Origin of the sequence: Paenibacillus sp. FSL H8-0175 (assembly GCF_045040615.1) — a bacterium.
Taxonomy (GTDB): Bacteria; Bacillota; Bacilli; order Paenibacillales; family Paenibacillaceae; genus Paenibacillus_AQ; species Paenibacillus_AQ odorifer.
In genome coordinates this window covers 5477695-5493782 of record NZ_CP150299.1, presented here as the reverse complement: position 1 = coordinate 5493782, position 16088 = coordinate 5477695, and the positions used below count along the sequence as shown (strand labels likewise).

Here is a 16088-nt window from a genome sequence, read left to right as displayed (position 1 = left end):
GATGAAGGTGGTTGAAGTGGCTAGCGGACACGGGAATATTCCGGAAGAGGTTATCGAAAGCGTGCTTGCGCGTCATGATATAGTCGATACAGTCGGTAAGGTTGTTCATTTGTCCAAGCAGGGGAAATATTTATGGGGCCTCTGCCCGTTCCATTCGGAGAAAACCCCTTCCTTTACTGTTACCCCCGACCGGGGAGTATTTCATTGCTTTGGCTGCGGTATGGGTGGAAATGCCATCAAATTTAGGATGGAAATCGAAGGATTAACCTTCCCCGAAGCTGTCAGAATAATGGCTGAAGAAAGTGATATTCCCGTTCCAGAAGGTAAGGGAGGTATGATGTCTCCCCCTGATCCGGAACGCGACCGGTTGATTCAAGCTTATGAATGGTCGGCAAAGTTCTATCATTACTTGCTGAAGAACACGGAACACGGCAAAGCCGCTATGGACTATTTAAGAGGCCGGAACTTCAGTGATAAAATGATTGACCAGTTTCAGATCGGATATGCTCCGGACCGCTGGGATACTTTGCTGCAGTTTTTGGAGAAGCGAAATTTTGACCTTGCGGAAATGGAGAAAGGCGGACTTCTGTCAGCCCGCGGTGAGGGCAAAGGCTACTTGGATCGTTTCCGTGGCCGGATTATCTTTCCGATTGCCAACCGTACAGGCAAGGTAATCGCATTCGCCGGAAGAATACTTGGAGAGGGTCAACCTAAGTATTTAAATTCTCCGGAGAGTAGATTGTTTAACAAAAGCCGGATATTGTACAATTTGCACCAGTCCAAAGCATCCATTCGCAAAACTCGACAAATCGTCCTGTTTGAAGGATACGGAGATGTCATCTCATCCTGGGAAGCGGGTGTGCATAACGGCGTAGCAACGATGGGAACGTCCTTGACGGAGGGTCATGTGGCACTGATGAAGAGCCTGGCTGATGAAATTATACTGTCTTACGACGGTGACCGGGCGGGACAAGCAGCAGCCATGAAGGCCATTCCGATGCTTGAAGGCAGCGGCCTGCGTGTAAAGATCGCCTTACTGCCAAGCGGGGTGGATCCGGATGAATTTATCTCCAAGCATGGAGGAGAAAGATTTAAAGATCAGGTTATTGATTCAGCAGTTTCATCCATAAAATTTAAGCTTATATATCTGAAAAAAAACCATATACTCCTAGAGGAAGATGGCAAAATCGCCTATGTCAAGGAAGCCTTAGAAGTTATTGCTTCACTGCATTCCTCAACAGAGCGAGAGGTTTATCTGAAGGAAATCGCTGCTGAACTCGAACTTTCATATGATAGTTTGAAGCAGGATTGTAATTTACTTAGGGCATCGATGCAAAAAAACATCCCTGAAGGGGATAATAACGACAAAAGGTGGAATAATGGTAGGCATAAAAAAGGGCAGGTGCAGACACCGACCTTACTACCCGCTTATCATGTCGCGGAACGGCGTCTATTGTCCTTTATGATTCAGGACCCGGAAGCCGCCACGTATGTGGGCGAACGCCTCGGAGAAGATTTCAACATCGTTGATCATGCGGCAATTGCTGCTTATCTATATGCCTATTACGCGCAAGGCAAACCACCCGGCATTAGTCGGTTTCTATCATCACTTCAGGATGATCGTCTGGAGAAAACTGCGACATCAATATCCATGATGGATACCCCTCCGGACTGGAATATGCAGGTTCTAGATGATTGTATTCGTGAAGTGCGGAAATACCCACTGCAACGCAAAATGGAACAGAAGCGTGAAGAGATGATTCAGGCTGAAAAGTCAGGTGATTTTTTGCGTGCGGCACAAATAGCAAGTGAGATTATAGCCCTAGAGAGACAATGACATGTTGACAGGATGTACCTAGGGAGGAGGGAGTCGAATTATGGCGAACGATCAGCATACTGAATTGGAAGCAGAATTTACTTTGGATCAGGTGAAGGATCAGCTCATTGAGCAAGGTAAGAAAAGATCATCATTAAATTACAAAGATATTATGGAGAAATTATCGCCGTTTGATCAAGACCCCGAGCAAATGGAGGAGTTCTACGAGCAACTCAGTGATTTGGGAATTGAGGTTGTAAACGAGAACGATGAAGAGGTTAACAGCCTCCGACCAAGTGAGGATAATGAGGATAAAGACAGCGATGATTTCAGCTTTGATGACGATCTGTCACTGCCACCAGGGATCAAGATTAATGACCCTGTCCGTATGTATCTAAAAGAAATCGGACGCGTTCCTTTGTTGTCGGCTGACGATGAAGTTGAGCTTGCTATGCGGATTAAGAATGGCGATGAAGAAGCTAAACGCCGTCTTGCAGAAGCGAACCTGCGTCTCGTAGTAAGTATCGCGAAACGTTATGTCGGACGCGGTATGCTGTTCCTGGATCTGATTCAGGAAGGTAATATGGGTCTGATCAAAGCAGTAGAGAAATTTGACCATAACAAGGGATTCAAATTTAGTACGTATGCTACTTGGTGGATTCGCCAGGCCATCACTCGTGCGATTGCGGATCAGGCGCGTACCATTCGTATTCCTGTACACATGGTGGAAACGATTAACAAACTGATTCGGGTTTCTCGCCAATTGCTGCAAGAACTGGGACGCGAACCTTCCCCAGAGGAAATTGCGGCTGAGATGGAACTGACGGTTGAGAAAGTTAGAGAGATCATGAAGATTGCCCAAGAACCTGTATCCTTGGAAACACCAATTGGTGAAGAAGATGACTCTCATCTAGGAGACTTCATTGAGGATCAGGAAGCATTGGCTCCTGCGGATGCAGCGGCTTATGAACTCCTGAAGGAACAGCTGGAGGATGTGCTGGACACGCTCACGGAGCGTGAAGAGAATGTACTTCGTCTGCGTTTTGGCCTTGATGATGGACGGACAAGAACGCTTGAAGAAGTCGGCAAGGTGTTTGGTGTTACCCGGGAACGGATCCGCCAGATCGAAGCCAAGGCATTGCGCAAACTTCGTCACCCTAGCCGCAGTAAACGGCTTAAGGATTTCCTTGAATAGTATTTCATGAACTGGACCTTCTGCTGCTCAGTGGCAGGAGGTTCTTTTATTTGAATTTACGCTGGTAAAAAATGTGTTGACCTTGTGTACCTGGAAAGAAGGATGAGCCAGTGAATTTGGAAAAACGCGACATCATTATAAAAGAGATTCAGTATTGGAGAAAAAGCCGGTTGCTGCCAGAGCAGTATTGCGATTTCTTAACCAATCTGTATGACGATGAGGATGCGAATAAGGATAACAATCCAATTTCGCTGAGAAATTTACAGCAGGGAAGCATCAAAATTTGGCTGTTTTCTTTTGGAATTATTTCCTTGATTTTCTTGATTAGTCTTTATTTTAGCGTTTTTCCCTGGCCTTTGCAACTTGCAACCGCACTATCTGTATTAATTATTTGTTATGGATACTCCGCCGTTTATAAGGACCGGAACAATGTTATCAGTCTTATCCTAGCGGGGCTGGGCAGCGTTTTAACGCTTGGTTTTGGGCTATGGCTGATTGATTTGCATGATCTGGATCCTCAGCTCTGGAGGCCTATTCTAATTGGGTGCTGCGGCTTGTTATGGTGTATTTTGGGATTTTTACTCCGGATAGGTTTGTTGCAGTACTGTGGTTTTGCTTTTTGGGCATTACTGTATGCAGGGTTCTTCGGTGGAAGAAGCCCGGAGGCCTCTATATTTGAACTGGAGTTCCTATGGCTGCCATTGTGTGTGCTGATGGTATGGTTAAGCTGGCTTTTGCATCATAAGGTAAGAGGTGTTGCCAGTGTTTATTTTGCAGTGGGAGTATCGCTTTGGATCATGCCAGAGCTTGACGCTCTTTTATTAAGACAGGATTATCCGCAGTGGATTTCATTGATGCTGATCCTAAAGATTGCAGCAGGGTTAGCTTTGTTGTTTGGGTTTCGAAAAAAATGGATAACGTGGGTGGCAACATGAACAATGTGAAATTATCAGATCGGCTTCAGCAATTGCTGGAGCAAATTCCGCAAGGAAGCAGATTAGCAGATATCGGTTCCGATCATGCCTTGCTTCCTGTGGCCGCTGTCGAAAGCGGTAAGGCTGTGTTTGCAATTGCAGGTGAAGTAAACCCGGGTCCCTTTGATGCTGCTTGTAAGGGCGTTGCAGAGGCTGGACTAGGGAAGGTGATCTCGGTGCGCCGTGGAGACGGCCTTGAGGTTCTGGAACCTGGTGAAGTCAATTGTATCACGATTGCTGGCATGGGAGGCGCATTAATTGCCGCGATTCTGGACCGGGGTCAAAGCCAGGGTAAGCTAAAAGAGGTTACAACCCTTTTGCTTCAACCGAATGTAGGCGAGGATATTTTGCGCCGCTGGTTATTAAATAATAAATGGGTACTCGTAGCTGAGAGAATTTTGGAAGAAGACGGGAAGCTATATGAAGTATTGACGGCTGTACCAGAAAATACGGAAGCTGGAATTACAAATGAAAGTGTATATCGTGAATTAACCTTGGGGGATTCCGCTAAAGTCCTTGGGCAAGAGGCCTTGCTTCAAATGGGACCATGGCTGCTTCAAGCACCAAATGCTGTGTTTTTTGCTAAGTGGCAGGGTGAGATTCAGAAATTGGAAGGCATTTTAACATCGTTGTCACGTTCAGAACTCGAATCTGCTGAGCATAAACGGAAACAGATTCAAGGTCAGATCAGGGAAATTACGGAGGTGCTACAATGTTTGCCAAGGGACAAACAGTAATTCAGTATATGGAGCAACTGGCTCCTAAGCATTTAGCTGAGGATTGGGATAAAATTGGTCTTCAACTGGGCACGCTGCAAAAAGAAATCACTAATGTATTAGTTGCTTTAGATGTGAATGATGAGGTAGTTGAAGAAGCGATTCGTCTAGGCTGCAATTTGATTATTGCGCATCATGCGATTATTTTCCGTCCATTGCAAGGAATCCAGACAGACACACCGGCGGGCAAAATGTATGAAAAATTAATCAAGAATGACATTTCGGTGTATATCAGCCATACGAATCTGGATGTTACCGAGGGTGGAATGAATGATTGGATGGCTGAAGCTCTTGGCATAGAAAACGGAGTACCCATCAAAGACATTCACTCCGAGCAATTATCAAAGCTGGTAGTATTTGTGCCGAAGGATCATCATCAGAAGGTTCTGGATGCTATCCTGAATGCTGGAGCAGGGGCAATTGGCAACTATAGTCATTGCAGCTTCAATATCGAGGGATACGGTACTTTTATTCCAGGAGAAGGCACGGATCCTTATATCGGGGAAAAAGGTAAGATGGAACGTGCCGAGGAAATTCGTATTGAGACGATCGTCCCGCACTCCATCCGCAATAAAGTGGTGCAGGCTATGCTTAAGGCCCATCCTTATGAAGAGGTTGCCTATGATTTGTACTCAATGGATCTTAAAGGCCGCAGCTTAGGACTTGGGCGGGTAGGAAAGCTCAAAGAGCCCACAACCCTTGGACAATTCGTGGAGACGGTAAAAAAAGGTCTGAAGGTAGACCATGTACGGGTTGTTGGTGATTTGGACCGTCCGATTCGTAAAGCTGCCGTTCTCGGCGGCTCGGGTGGAAAGTATTATAACAGTGCTATTTTCCGCGGTGCGGATGTCCTGGTTACTGGGGATCTGGATTATCATACAGTTCAGGATGCTGCGCTCGCCGGAATCACTCTGATTGATCCGGGACATAATGCGGAGAAGATCATGAAAGAGAAAGTAGCGGAGTGGATGGCTGGAAAATTGGCCGAGCATAAGTATGATACAGCTGTCCATGCTTCGCAGGTGAATACGGAGCCATTTAAGTTCCTATAAAATTGCCATTTAATAATGCTTGTGCCAGACATGTGATGTCTGTATAATATATAATGTTGTTCGGAAAGTTTGACAGACAATCGCCGGTAACGTGAAGACGTCACGGGAGGAAAGTCCGGGCTCCATAAGGCAGGATGCTGGATAACGTCCAGTCGGCGCGAGCTGAAGGATAGTGCCACAGAAATGGACCGCCGATGGCCGCCTTAGGGCGGCACAGGCAAGGATGGAACCGAGGTGTAAGAGACCCCGAGGAACGCTGGTGACTTCGTTCCTGGTAAACCCCATCTGGAGCAAGACCTAATGAGACGCAGCTGAATAAGCAGCCTTAGCCTGAGGCGCGTCTAGGTTGGTCGCTGGAGCTGTGCAGTAATGTATGGCCTAGATAGATGATTGTCGCTTATGGTGGGAGGGTAGTTCCCGATCGAACCACGACGAGCACAGAACCCGGCTTACGGCAAACTTTCCTAACTGCAACGTTATAATAACAACACCATACAAACGGCGACGTATCCCGGTAACCCGGCTTACGCCGCCTTTTTTGTTGCAAACAAATGCGGATACGGCAAATATATAAAGCGGTGAATGCGATAACATGCAGGGATTTGGAACGTGATATGCAGAAATTAGACTTTTTAGAAGAATTGCTAGCGGCTGATGGGCTGATGAGCAGATGGCTGGTGGTTGATGAGCTGGTGGTTGATGAGCTGGTGGTTGATGGTTGATGGTTGATGGTTGATGGATGATGGATGATGGATGATGGATGATGGTTGATGATTGATGATTGATGATTGATGATTGATGATTGATGGTTGATAGCTGATGGATGATGGATGATGGTTGATGGTTTGATGAGCTGATATGCTAACGGACCGAGATGCAGCTATTTGTGTATTTTATGCCTTTTTGGAGGAGTTTCGGACTGGAGAGCCGTTATTCGGCATAAATAGGGTGGATATCGGGCGTTTTGGATCGAATAGTGACTATGGGGTCCGATAGCAAACCAAATGAGCGGAATTGATGCAAATAAGAGCGCTGGGGTCCGATACAAACCTCCAGAACTCCAGAACTCCAGAACTCCAGAACTCCAGAACTCCAGAACTCCAGAACTCCAGAACTCCAGAACTCCAGAACTCAGAACTCCAGAATTCAGAACTCCCGAACTTCCGAACGCCATGGTTACTTTGACGCCAGAAATAGATTAGTAGCTAGCAAACTGTAACAATGCGGAGCTTGGCTAATCTTCTGCGGAAAGATTGGAGTTAGTAGCGAAATATCAATTGTAACCTCTGGCTGTAACTTCCTGTGAAATCGGAGTTAATTGAGTGGTAGATGTGTTGAGTAACTAGAGGATGTTTGGTGATGCGGAAAGCGAAATGTGGGAAATGGGATATATGACGTGCAAATTTGCTGAATGCGAAATGAGATGTGTAGAAATGCGAATGTGGAAATGCGAAATGAGATGTGTAGAAATGAGAATGTGGAAATACGAAATGAGATGTGCAGGGACGCTAAATGTGGAAATACGAAATAAGCTGTACAGAGGCGCTGAATAATGGCAATTCGAAATGTGAAGAGCAAAAATTGCTGAATGTGAAATGTGAAGATACGAAATGAGCTGAGCAGAAACGCTCAATGTGGAATTGCGAAATGTGATGTGCAAAAACACTAAAAGTAAAAATACAAAAATGAGATGTGCAGAAATGCGTAAAGGTCACATTCTGCAAATGCGCAAAAGTGAAAGCTCAGAAATCTGCTCACAAAAAACGGCTTCCCCGTCCAATAAAGGATGGAGAAGCCGTTTTATTTTGCCATCGTAGGTATTGATTACGAGCAGTTGTTTACGACCGAACGATGTTTTGATTTTGCTGCCATTGTACCAATGCTTTCTCTAGACGCTGGACAGCAACAGGAACTTGCTCTGGTGGCGTGTGTGTGAAGTTAAGGCGCATTTTGTTTTTGTGAGGCTCCGCTGAATAGAATACCTCTCCGGGTACGAACGCTACTCCGTTTTCCACTGCCAGCGGGAGTAATTCCTTAGTATTGATCTCTTCGGAAAGGGTAAGCCATAGGAACATGCCGCCTCTTGGCTCGAGGAAATGTGCTCCTTCCCAGTTATGTGATCTGAGTTCTGCGGACAGGAGCTTCATACGCGAATGATACTCTTTTGAGATGAGGCGGATATGCTGTTCAATATCAAAATGCAACAGCAGCTCATCTAAAGCACGCTGGTCGATGGTGCTGGAATGCAGATCGGCTGCTTGCTTTGCCTTGGCGATGGTCTTGATTAGTTCGGAATCGCCGATAATCCAGCCGGTGCGCAGGGCAGGGGCGACGATTTTGGAGAAGGTCCCTGTGTAGACTACACAATGATCCCCGCCGAAGCTTCTATCGATGGAGGCTAATGAGGGTGGATATAGAGTTTTATCTTCATCAAAGGTTATTTCTCCATAGGGATTGTCCTCTAGAATAAGAACACCGTAACGGCGGCAGATTTCAACCACCTTCTCGCGGCGTTCTTTACTCCAGGTTGCTCCAGACGGATTGTTGAAGGTCGGAACTGCGTATAGCAGTTTTGGCCGATGTATCCGAATCTGCTCTTCTAACTGATCCGGCAGAATGCCATGTTCATCATTTGGTATCGAATGAATAGCAGCCCGGTAAGAACCGAGCACTTGTAGTGCTGCCAGATAGGTGGGCGCTTCCACAAAAACTGCATCGCCGGGATCCAGCAATATTTTGCATAACAGATCTATAGCTTGCTGTGAGCCTGTAGTCAATACCATCTCAGAGGCTGTAACCGGGATGCCTTGCCGGGTAAGCCTTTCAGCAATTTTGTCACGTAGTGGAGTAAAACCCTCGGTAAGCCCATATTGAAGCGCTGAGGTGTCGCTGGAGAGCACGCGATTATAGGCATCACGTACGGCCTCCAAGGGAAACAAATCCTCCCCAGGCAGCCCGCCTGCAAGTGAAATGATGTCATTGCCCTGTGTAACTTTTAGAATCTCCCGAACTGCTGATGATCCTAGATGATTGGCTGCCGTTGAGTATTTGATATCCATAAATTAGTTCTCCACCTTTCGATTTGATGCTATCATAATAGGAGTGCTGTATAACAGTAAAGCGTTGAATATAACAGTGGAGGTGAAGGGTTCATGCATATCGATTTGAATCGCAGCGGCAGTAAAACTCTGCCCCATCAAATCAGTGAAACCCTCAGTCAGCGGATCTCATCAGGACTGCTTCAGCAAGGTGTCCGGCTGCCCTCCGTTAGAAGTCTAGCTATAACATTGAACGTGAGTCAGGTTACAGTAAGCAAGGCTTACGATATGCTTGAGAAACGAGGACTTATATACTGCAGACAGGGCAAAGGCTGCTTTGTGGCCGATCCAACCCATAATAGACGTCAAGAAGAGGGTTGCTGGCAGGATTTATATGATGATTATTTGCCGAGGGCTCAGCTTTGGCGGAATTTTGATGTTTCAGAAGTGAAATATCCCTTTCATTTAGCCGCCATCCACAGTGAGCTGCTGCCACTTCAAGATATTGGTGACACCTACGCATCCTTGGTCAAAGAGCAACCGGAGCTTATGGCAACCTACGGGAATTTTCAGGGAGATCTTGAGCTGCGGAATGTCATGAGAGAACATTTGAAATCGCGTGGGATTTCGCTAACTTCTTCCGATTTGATGATAACCAGCGGGACCCAGCAAGGCATTGATCTGGTGGCTCGTACATTTGTTGGTCCTGGAGATACAGTCTATCTTGAGGCGCCTAGCTATACTGGTGCTATTGATGTTTTTGCGGGACGAGGTGCAGAGATGATTTTTGTGCCTACGGATAGTGAAGGGATGCGAGTGGATGTTCTTACAAAAATGTGTGATCAAAGACCTCCAAAGCTAATTTATACCATCCCTACTTTTCAAAATCCAAGCGGCATAACTATGAGCATCACAAGAAGACAACGACTGCTGGAATTAGCGCGCAGCTACCGTTGCCTCATTGTTGAGGATGACCCATTTAGTGATTTATATTTCCATGCACCACCACCTAGGGCGATTAAATCAATGGATCCCGATGGACATGTAGTCTATATGAAAAGCTTTAGCAAAGTACTTGCACCTGGTTGCCGAATCGCCTGTGTGGCTGCAGAAGGAAATATTCTGTCCCGGCTGATCGCCGCTAAATCTGCGAGTGATCTAGGAAGTCCCTTGCTGACACAGAAGGCCGTATTACCCTTCATCGCTGAAAAATACGACGCCTACGCAGCACAGCTACGAATAACACTCCGTGGTCGTATGGAAAAGGCGGCGAAGCTTCTGAAGCTGTACGCTCCGCCTGGAGTGAACTATATTCTACCAGAGGGAGGACTTAATCTCTGGCTGGAGCTGCCCCCTTCTCCTGATATCGCAAGCCTGCATGACTTGGCGGAGCAGGAGAGCATTTCTTTTTTACCCGGTGATGTCTGTTACTCTGCGGAAACGCCTTCCCGCCACATCCGTCTTTGCTATTCGCAAATGAAGGAATCGGAAATGGAGGAAGGGTTACAGCGGTTTCTGCGCTTACTTGGCCGGTTTTTGCAATGACACGGTTATGGGGTGTTATTTGTTCTTTGTTTTAATTGATTCATTTGCTGGCGTACATGTTGAGGAAAAAGCTGCAATGGAACTTGATTGCCGCTTGCCGCTTGTAGCGTTTTATAAATATCGACCTGACCCCAGCCAAAGTATTTATCATGGCCGGAAGTTCCCAGATCAACAGCGTTTTTGGTCATAAGGTCCATAACTTCCTTATTCGTCAGATTAGGATTCAGTGAACGTACCAGACCCGCCAGCGCAGCGACATGGGGACTGGCCATCGACGTGCCGGATAAAGCGGCATACTGGCTGTCCGGATAGGTGCTTGCGATGCTTTCTCCGGGTGCAGCGACATCAATATAATCGCCGTAGTTGGAGAAGGAGGCTTTTTCCCCTGAAGCATTTGTAGCAGCCACTGCAATCACTTCGGGATAAGCTGCAGGGTATCCAGGCCGTTCTGTATTATCATTGCCTGCTGCAGACACAAGCACGATGTCCCGGTCATAGGCGTATTTAATCGCATCATGGAGGAACTGCGAGTCGGCATAATTCCCTAAACTTAAGTTAATAACCTTTGCGCCATTGTCAGCTGCCCATATGATACCTTCTGCTACGGAATAAGTCGTTCCGGCACCTGAGTTATCTAGCGCTTTTACAGGGAGGATCTTATTGTACCAGCTGATGCCAGCTACACCTTCCCCGTTGTTAACAAGTGCGCCAATGATTCCAGATACATGTGTACCGTGACCTACATCATCCTCGGGTGTGGAACCATTGGTAATGGCATTGTAACCAGTCAAAAGCTTACCTTGTAAATCAGGATGATTAATCTGTACTCCCGTATCGACTACGGCTACAACCACTTCTTTGCTGCCTTTGGAAAGATTCCAACCTAGCTCAGTTTCAATCGCCGGGAGGTTCCATTGGTAAGTGGAGAATAACATGTCGTTAGGCGTGACAGTTCCTTCAGCGTTTTTAGTGATGGTATCATTGGTTAAATACATATAGTGAGGTTCCGTATACTCGGGATGCCATTTGTTGGTGAAATAGGATTTCAGCTGATAATAGGTCATCTTCTCAGAGCGGAAGATATAGGCATATCCCAGCTTGCGTGGCTGCTTGCAGTGGATATCGGCGGTTATCGTCTGGAGCTGTCCCTGAGTCGGAGCATTTCCCTTAAAACGGACTACAATTTCATTCTCATAAAAATGGCTGGCATTTTCGTTATCATGGCCGGTCTTGACTGTAATGTCCTTTAAGTTATCGGTATGGACTGATTCCACATGGTATTTGCCTTCCTTAGGATACGGAATGAGACGCAGGTTCTTCAGCTGATGGTCTGCCACACGCCCAAGCACCTTTTGGTTAATAAGAGCAATAATCCCTACATTTTTCTGTTTGTTCCGCTGAGCGATAAAGTAATATTTTTCTTTACCGATTGTAAACGTTGGAGATTCATAGGATTGATGACCGTGGATTGCTGTTTTTGCCGTATTGAGATATTTTAGAAGCTGTTTGTTCTCCTGTTCGGTTCCTTTTGGAAAAGACGACTTAAAGGTCTCAGTCTTTTGTGTGCGGAAATCGATCCACATCAGCATGGAGATAAACCCGTGGTCTTGCTGCAATCGATTCGCATACACTGATTTATCATGAATCGAAGACATCCCGTCTGTTTCAGACAGGAGTTTAGTTAAGTGTCTACTGACATCGACTCTATTCAGATGATCTGTCGCCTCCACATCCTGGCTTAAGGAGGTTTTCTTTAATGTTTTTTCCTGAGAGGGATTTGGAGGTGAATGCAAAGCTGAAGTTGGAGCCGGATTCTGAACAGCGACTTTTGCGGCATCTCTGGTCGTCCCATTAGTGGCAGGGCGCAGGGCAAAGGTAAGTAACCCAACTGTAAAAGCTGCTGTAACCAAACCTGCAACTGTTAGATTTTTTCGTGACATGATTTCCGCTCCTCTATGCAATGTAATGTCTATAGGTTTAGAAGAGAGCGTATCTTTTATGCATCTTAGAAAAGGATACCTTCCTAACGTTTTTTATGATAATATCAGAGAGAATAAGTATCTCGAATTGTCTTCTTGATTTTGTAAGAGATACCTCATTAGATGTTGTTCTTAATAATTGTTCAGAAGGTTAGACTTCTCTGTGTTCACATCCTGATATTGCAAGAATAAAGAGATACGTCTTTAGGGCGGTTTCTTTCAGAGGATTAACTTTATTGACTACAAGAGCAGGGAATAATAAGGAGGAGCAACCGCTATGTCAGCAGCCAATGTGCAGAAATTATGTGAATCGACGAGAGATAAACTTAAAGTGGTAATCGACAAAATGGAAGTATTTCTAAATGAGCATGCATTGCCTCAGCTTGTAGTTGAGGGAGATGAGGAAACCGTACAATTTTACCAAGGTTTTCTGTCCGATCTTCGTCACCTATTAGTGTTCTCGGAAATGTCATATGAGAAATTAGGCGTTGCGCTGCGTCGTGCGACATTCGATGAATCTTTTGCACAGAAAGCGCTTTATAATGTATATCACTATGGCGTGAACAACTTCTTTTATCCGAAAAATGAAAGCTATTCTGAAGATGGCCGTTACGCTTATACAGGTCAGGATGCAATCCGTTTCCGCAAAAAGCCAGTACGTCCCGCGCGTGATATCATCCTAGAAATCACCAAAACGTATGAAGATCTTCGCGATGATCTCATTTATTATGAGAACGACTATTTGACCGAGAAACGTATGCAAAATCAGGTTTAACTTCTAAATAGTGATCTAAAGGGATCAGCACTTTGTCATTTTGTAATGACAATGAGCTGGTCCTTTTTTGCGTGGATTAAAAGCCCTGTCTCGATACATCAACTGGAAACCACTCTGTCGAATAGCGGGTAAATGGAGCGGACATAATGAAGCCGAGGTGATAATTATGTCGAGTGAAAAACCATTAGTAAAATGTAGCGTGAGCAATTGTCATTATTGGGGCGAGCATAATTTATGCCGGGCTGAAGAAATTGTCATCGAGATCGATAAGCACGTAGGCAATGGTTATAAGGAAGAATATGCTGAAGAAATGACAAATGAAGGTCACCGCGATCATGCCAGTACATCATCTGCAACATGTTGTCTGACGTTTAAGCCGAACGCTTAGGAGGCCGCCAGAATGGACACAGAAAAGGATAATGAATCAAGCTCATCACGGGAACAATCCGGTCCGAGAAAAGTCATTCTTCGTCCGCGGAGAGTGGACTATCCTCGTCGGGACAGAGAGCATCGCGAAGAATACGCTGCTGAGGTAAATCCGGTTCCAATGCAGGTTCGGGATGCCCCGCGGATAGTGGAAGAGCGCAAGGACAGTGAAGCGGAATATAGTGGAAGCCGGGTAATGGGGTATGTTGGACTGGGGATGGGGATCGCCTCATTGTTCATCTGGTCCTTTATTCTCGGACCCATCGCTGCCGTAGTTGGTTATTATTCCTATGTCAAAGAGCAAAAAACGCTTGGGGCATGGGCAATGGGCTTAGGGATTGTTGCGACACTAAGTTACTTCGTGATGATTCCCTTTGCGCGCTAAAAAGAACTGAATGGCTTTGATCTAAACAGGCTTTTAGACCTAAATATCAGGGTCTGAAGTCTGTTTTTTCATTCCAACATATAGCAATAATCTCAGATAAAATGTAAGATTAAGCCGTAATTCATCGAAATTTCAACGCGAAACCTTATATATGATTCGAGTAGGACAAAAAAGGAGTGCGCCAGCATGCAGATCAATCCCGCTGTAACCGACGGGTTAGGGCAGCTTAAATGGATCAACCTTAAGGCTACAACCGAAAAAACTAGCTCCGCGAATGGAAATGAACGGTCAACAGGAGTTTCAGCTTCTGGATTTGCGACAATGCTTCAGGCAATGTCAACCAGTAGTGAAAGTTCAAGCTATTTGACTTCTCTCCCGGATGCAACTTCAGTCAGCAGCTTGTTATGGCAGCAGATAGGTGGGACAACAGAAACCTTCAATAACATAATTTCCGGGGAAATAACGGGTTCCACACCTACGAGCTATGATGATCTCATCCAGAAGGCGAGTGCTAAATATGGCGTGCCGATTGATCTGATCAAAGCAGTGATTGATACTGAATCTTCGTTTAATCCTAATGTTGTCTCTTCGGCAGGGGCTAAAGGTTTAATGCAGCTTATGGATGGGACCGCGAGCGGCTTAGGGGTTACTGATTCGTTCGATCCGGCGCAAAACATTGATGGCGGTGTACGTTATTTATCTTATCAACTGAAACGCTTTGGCGGAGAGGAAAAGATGGCACTTGCAGCGTACAACGCAGGGCCGGGACGGGTAACAGATCTGGGAGTAACCAATGATCAGGAATTATTGGAGAAACTTAGCCTGCTTCCAAAAGAGACACAGTCTTATATCTTTAAAATAGAACGCGCTCGCGCTCAATACGCGGTATAATAAAAAGGATCAAACGGGAAACACCGTTTGATCCTTTTTCGATAATAAGTTCACTCAACGAAGTAAAGGAGACATTTGACATATGCTTTACTGGGATTATGCCGCCGCTACACCGCCCTATGAAGAAGTGGTGCAGACGATGGAACAAATTATGAAGCTGCATTATGCGAACCCTTCCTCTTTGCACCGTGCGGGCAGTGAAGCGGGTAAGCTGATCAGACGGTCGCGTGAAGTATGCGCTGCTGCTTTATCTGTACAACCGCAGGAGATTCTATTTACTTCTGGTGCAACGGAAAGCAATAATTTGGCGATAAAAGGCGCTGCTCTGCAATATCAGACTAGAGGTCGTCATTTGGTAACTACAGAAATAGAGCATCCCTCTGTATATGAGAGTTTCCTGCAATTGCAGCGAATGGGCTGGGAGGTTACTTTTGTAGCACCCGATAGCACTGGCGTTGTTGATCCTGAGCGCGTAGCTGCTGCTGTCCGGCGCGACACTGTGCTTGTTAGTGTGATGCATGTCAATAACGAGATTGGAACGATACAACCGCTTAAAGAGATGGGGAAGCTGATTAAAGCTGTGAATCCGCGAACCTTATTTCATGTAGATGGTGTTCAGGGATATGGTAAACTTGCAGTTGACTTAAAGGAATGGCAGGTGGATCTTTATAGCCTGTCTCCTCATAAGCTTCGAGGCCCACGTGGAGTGGGATTACTGTATATCAAAGAGGGAATTAAGCTATTCCCATTGCTTACAGGGGGCTCTCATGAAGAAGGACAACGCGCTGGAACTGAAAATGTACCTGCGATTGTCGCATCCTCCAAAGCTATCCGCATGAGTGGTGAGCAGCGAGAAACCTTCGTTGCCCAGTTGGTTCCACTCCGAGATCGATTATTACGCTTCTTGCGCACCGTTCCTGAATTTGTTATAAACAGCAGAGAGGATGGAGCTCCCCATATTGTGCATTTCTCTTACCCTGGCATGAAGGGAGAGGTATTCGCCCGCAAGCTAGAGGAACTGGGGATGGCTGTCTCCACCCGTTCGGCCTGCTCCTCACGACTGGCTGAGCCTAGTCGTGTATTATTGTCTATGGGTAAAGATGTCTCCAGTGCTTCAGGTGGGATTCGTATTAGCCTTGGCGACAGTCATACAGATGAGGATGTCGCTGCGCTTGAGCAAGCATTAACCACTGCGGTACAAGCTTTAAAGATTGCTGAAGGAGGAATGAAGTAACA

Annotated in this window: 14 protein-coding genes and 1 other RNA gene; 13 read left to right on the top strand and 2 right to left on the bottom strand. The window is 45.9% G+C overall.

Annotated elements, in window-relative coordinates; genetic code table 11:
• Position 1 precedes the first annotated feature (1 nt).
• The 7 genes from dnaG (at position 2) to MHH46_RS24395 (ending at position 6535) form a co-directional block, all read left to right on the top strand.
• Positions 2-1837: a DNA primase gene (gene dnaG, locus MHH46_RS24425; RefSeq protein ID WP_232061436.1), complete on the top strand. Its 1836-nt coding sequence runs from the start codon at positions 2-4 to the stop codon at positions 1835-1837.
• Positions 1838-1877: 40 nt separating this feature from the next.
• Positions 1878-3011 carry an RNA polymerase sigma factor RpoD gene (rpoD, locus tag MHH46_RS24420; protein ID WP_036683799.1) on the top strand — a complete coding sequence of 378 codons (1134 nt, stop codon included), beginning with the start codon at positions 1878-1880 and terminating at the stop codon, positions 3009-3011.
• Between the two features lie 110 nt (positions 3012-3121).
• Positions 3122-3946, top strand: a complete 825-nt coding sequence (locus MHH46_RS24415; protein ID WP_036683797.1) for a hypothetical protein — start codon at positions 3122-3124, stop codon at positions 3944-3946.
• A gap of 5 nt (positions 3947-3951) precedes the next feature.
• Positions 3952-4722: a class I SAM-dependent methyltransferase gene (locus tag MHH46_RS24410; protein ID WP_076192145.1), complete on the top strand. Its 771-nt coding sequence runs from the start codon at positions 3952-3954 to the stop codon at positions 4720-4722.
• The gene (locus tag MHH46_RS24405) at positions 4698-5813 is read left to right on the top strand and encodes a Nif3-like dinuclear metal center hexameric protein (RefSeq protein WP_076129011.1); all 1116 of its coding nucleotides are present in this window, start codon (positions 4698-4700) and stop codon (positions 5811-5813) included. The genes MHH46_RS24410 and MHH46_RS24405 overlap by 25 nt, the downstream gene beginning before the upstream one ends.
• A 64-nt stretch (positions 5814-5877) precedes the next feature.
• An RNA gene (gene rnpB, locus MHH46_RS24400) (RNase P RNA component class A) lies at positions 5878-6280 on the top strand.
• Positions 6281-6364: 84 nt separating this feature from the next.
• Positions 6365-6535, top strand: a complete 171-nt coding sequence (locus tag MHH46_RS24395; protein ID WP_179088171.1) for a hypothetical protein — start codon at positions 6365-6367, stop codon at positions 6533-6535.
• A 1116-nt stretch (positions 6536-7651) separates the two neighbouring features.
• On the opposite strand, the gene MHH46_RS24390 is transcribed toward MHH46_RS24395, so the two are convergent.
• Entirely contained in the window at positions 7652-8872 is a 1221-nt protein-coding gene (locus MHH46_RS24390) for a PLP-dependent aminotransferase family protein (protein ID WP_076192086.1), read from the bottom strand.
• 93 nt (positions 8873-8965) lie between these two features.
• Between MHH46_RS24390 and MHH46_RS24385 the strand changes: the two genes are divergently transcribed.
• Complete coding sequence (locus MHH46_RS24385; protein WP_076192083.1) at positions 8966-10396, top strand: PLP-dependent aminotransferase family protein; 1431 nt, start codon at positions 8966-8968, stop codon at positions 10394-10396.
• Between the two features lie 5 nt (positions 10397-10401).
• Here the strand turns inward: MHH46_RS24385 and MHH46_RS24380 are convergent, their stop codons facing one another.
• The gene (locus MHH46_RS24380) at positions 10402-12336 is read right to left on the bottom strand and encodes a S8 family peptidase (RefSeq protein WP_076192081.1); all 1935 of its coding nucleotides are present in this window, start codon (positions 12334-12336) and stop codon (positions 10402-10404) included.
• Between the two features lie 316 nt (positions 12337-12652).
• On the opposite strand from MHH46_RS24380, the gene MHH46_RS24375 reads away from it, so the two are divergent.
• The 5 genes from MHH46_RS24375 (at position 12653) to MHH46_RS24355 (ending at position 16086) form a co-directional block, all read left to right on the top strand.
• A complete protein-coding gene (locus MHH46_RS24375; RefSeq protein WP_036683764.1) occupies positions 12653-13150 on the top strand; it encodes a YpuI family protein in 498 nt (165 codons plus the stop codon).
• A 67-nt stretch (positions 13151-13217) separates the two neighbouring features.
• The gene (locus MHH46_RS24370; RefSeq protein WP_405132526.1) at positions 13218-13538 is read left to right on the top strand and encodes a DUF1540 domain-containing protein; all 321 of its coding nucleotides are present in this window, start codon (positions 13218-13220) and stop codon (positions 13536-13538) included.
• Between the two features lie 12 nt (positions 13539-13550).
• Entirely contained in the window at positions 13551-13961 is a 411-nt protein-coding gene (locus MHH46_RS24365; protein ID WP_038572882.1) for a hypothetical protein, read from the top strand.
• A gap of 186 nt (positions 13962-14147) precedes the next feature.
• Positions 14148-14852 carry a lytic transglycosylase domain-containing protein gene (locus MHH46_RS24360; protein WP_038572880.1) on the top strand — a complete coding sequence of 235 codons (705 nt, stop codon included), beginning with the start codon at positions 14148-14150 and terminating at the stop codon, positions 14850-14852.
• A gap of 82 nt (positions 14853-14934) precedes the next feature.
• A complete protein-coding gene (locus tag MHH46_RS24355) occupies positions 14935-16086 on the top strand; it encodes a cysteine desulfurase family protein (protein WP_076185255.1) in 1152 nt (383 codons plus the stop codon).
• Positions 16087-16088: the final 2 nt, after the last annotated feature.

Coding starts and splice junctions, on each gene's coding strand:
- dnaG (WP_232061436.1), top strand. CDS start 2: ATGAAGGTGGTTGAAGTGGCTAGCGGACACGGGAATATTCCGGAAGAG.
- rpoD (WP_036683799.1), top strand. CDS start 1,878: ATGGCGAACGATCAGCATACTGAATTGGAAGCAGAATTTACTTTGGAT.
- MHH46_RS24405 (WP_076129011.1), top strand. CDS start 4,698: ATGTTTGCCAAGGGACAAACAGTAATTCAGTATATGGAGCAACTGGCT.
- MHH46_RS24395 (WP_179088171.1), top strand. CDS start 6,365: ATGCGGATACGGCAAATATATAAAGCGGTGAATGCGATAACATGCAGG.
- MHH46_RS24390 (WP_076192086.1), bottom strand. CDS start 8,872: ATGGATATCAAATACTCAACGGCAGCCAATCATCTAGGATCATCAGCA.
- MHH46_RS24385 (WP_076192083.1), top strand. CDS start 8,966: ATGCATATCGATTTGAATCGCAGCGGCAGTAAAACTCTGCCCCATCAA.
- MHH46_RS24380 (WP_076192081.1), bottom strand. CDS start 12,336: ATGTCACGAAAAAATCTAACAGTTGCAGGTTTGGTTACAGCAGCTTTT.
- MHH46_RS24375 (WP_036683764.1), top strand. CDS start 12,653: ATGTCAGCAGCCAATGTGCAGAAATTATGTGAATCGACGAGAGATAAA.
- MHH46_RS24365 (WP_038572882.1), top strand. CDS start 13,551: ATGGACACAGAAAAGGATAATGAATCAAGCTCATCACGGGAACAATCC.
- MHH46_RS24360 (WP_038572880.1), top strand. CDS start 14,148: ATGCAGATCAATCCCGCTGTAACCGACGGGTTAGGGCAGCTTAAATGG.
- MHH46_RS24355 (WP_076185255.1), top strand. CDS start 14,935: ATGCTTTACTGGGATTATGCCGCCGCTACACCGCCCTATGAAGAAGTG.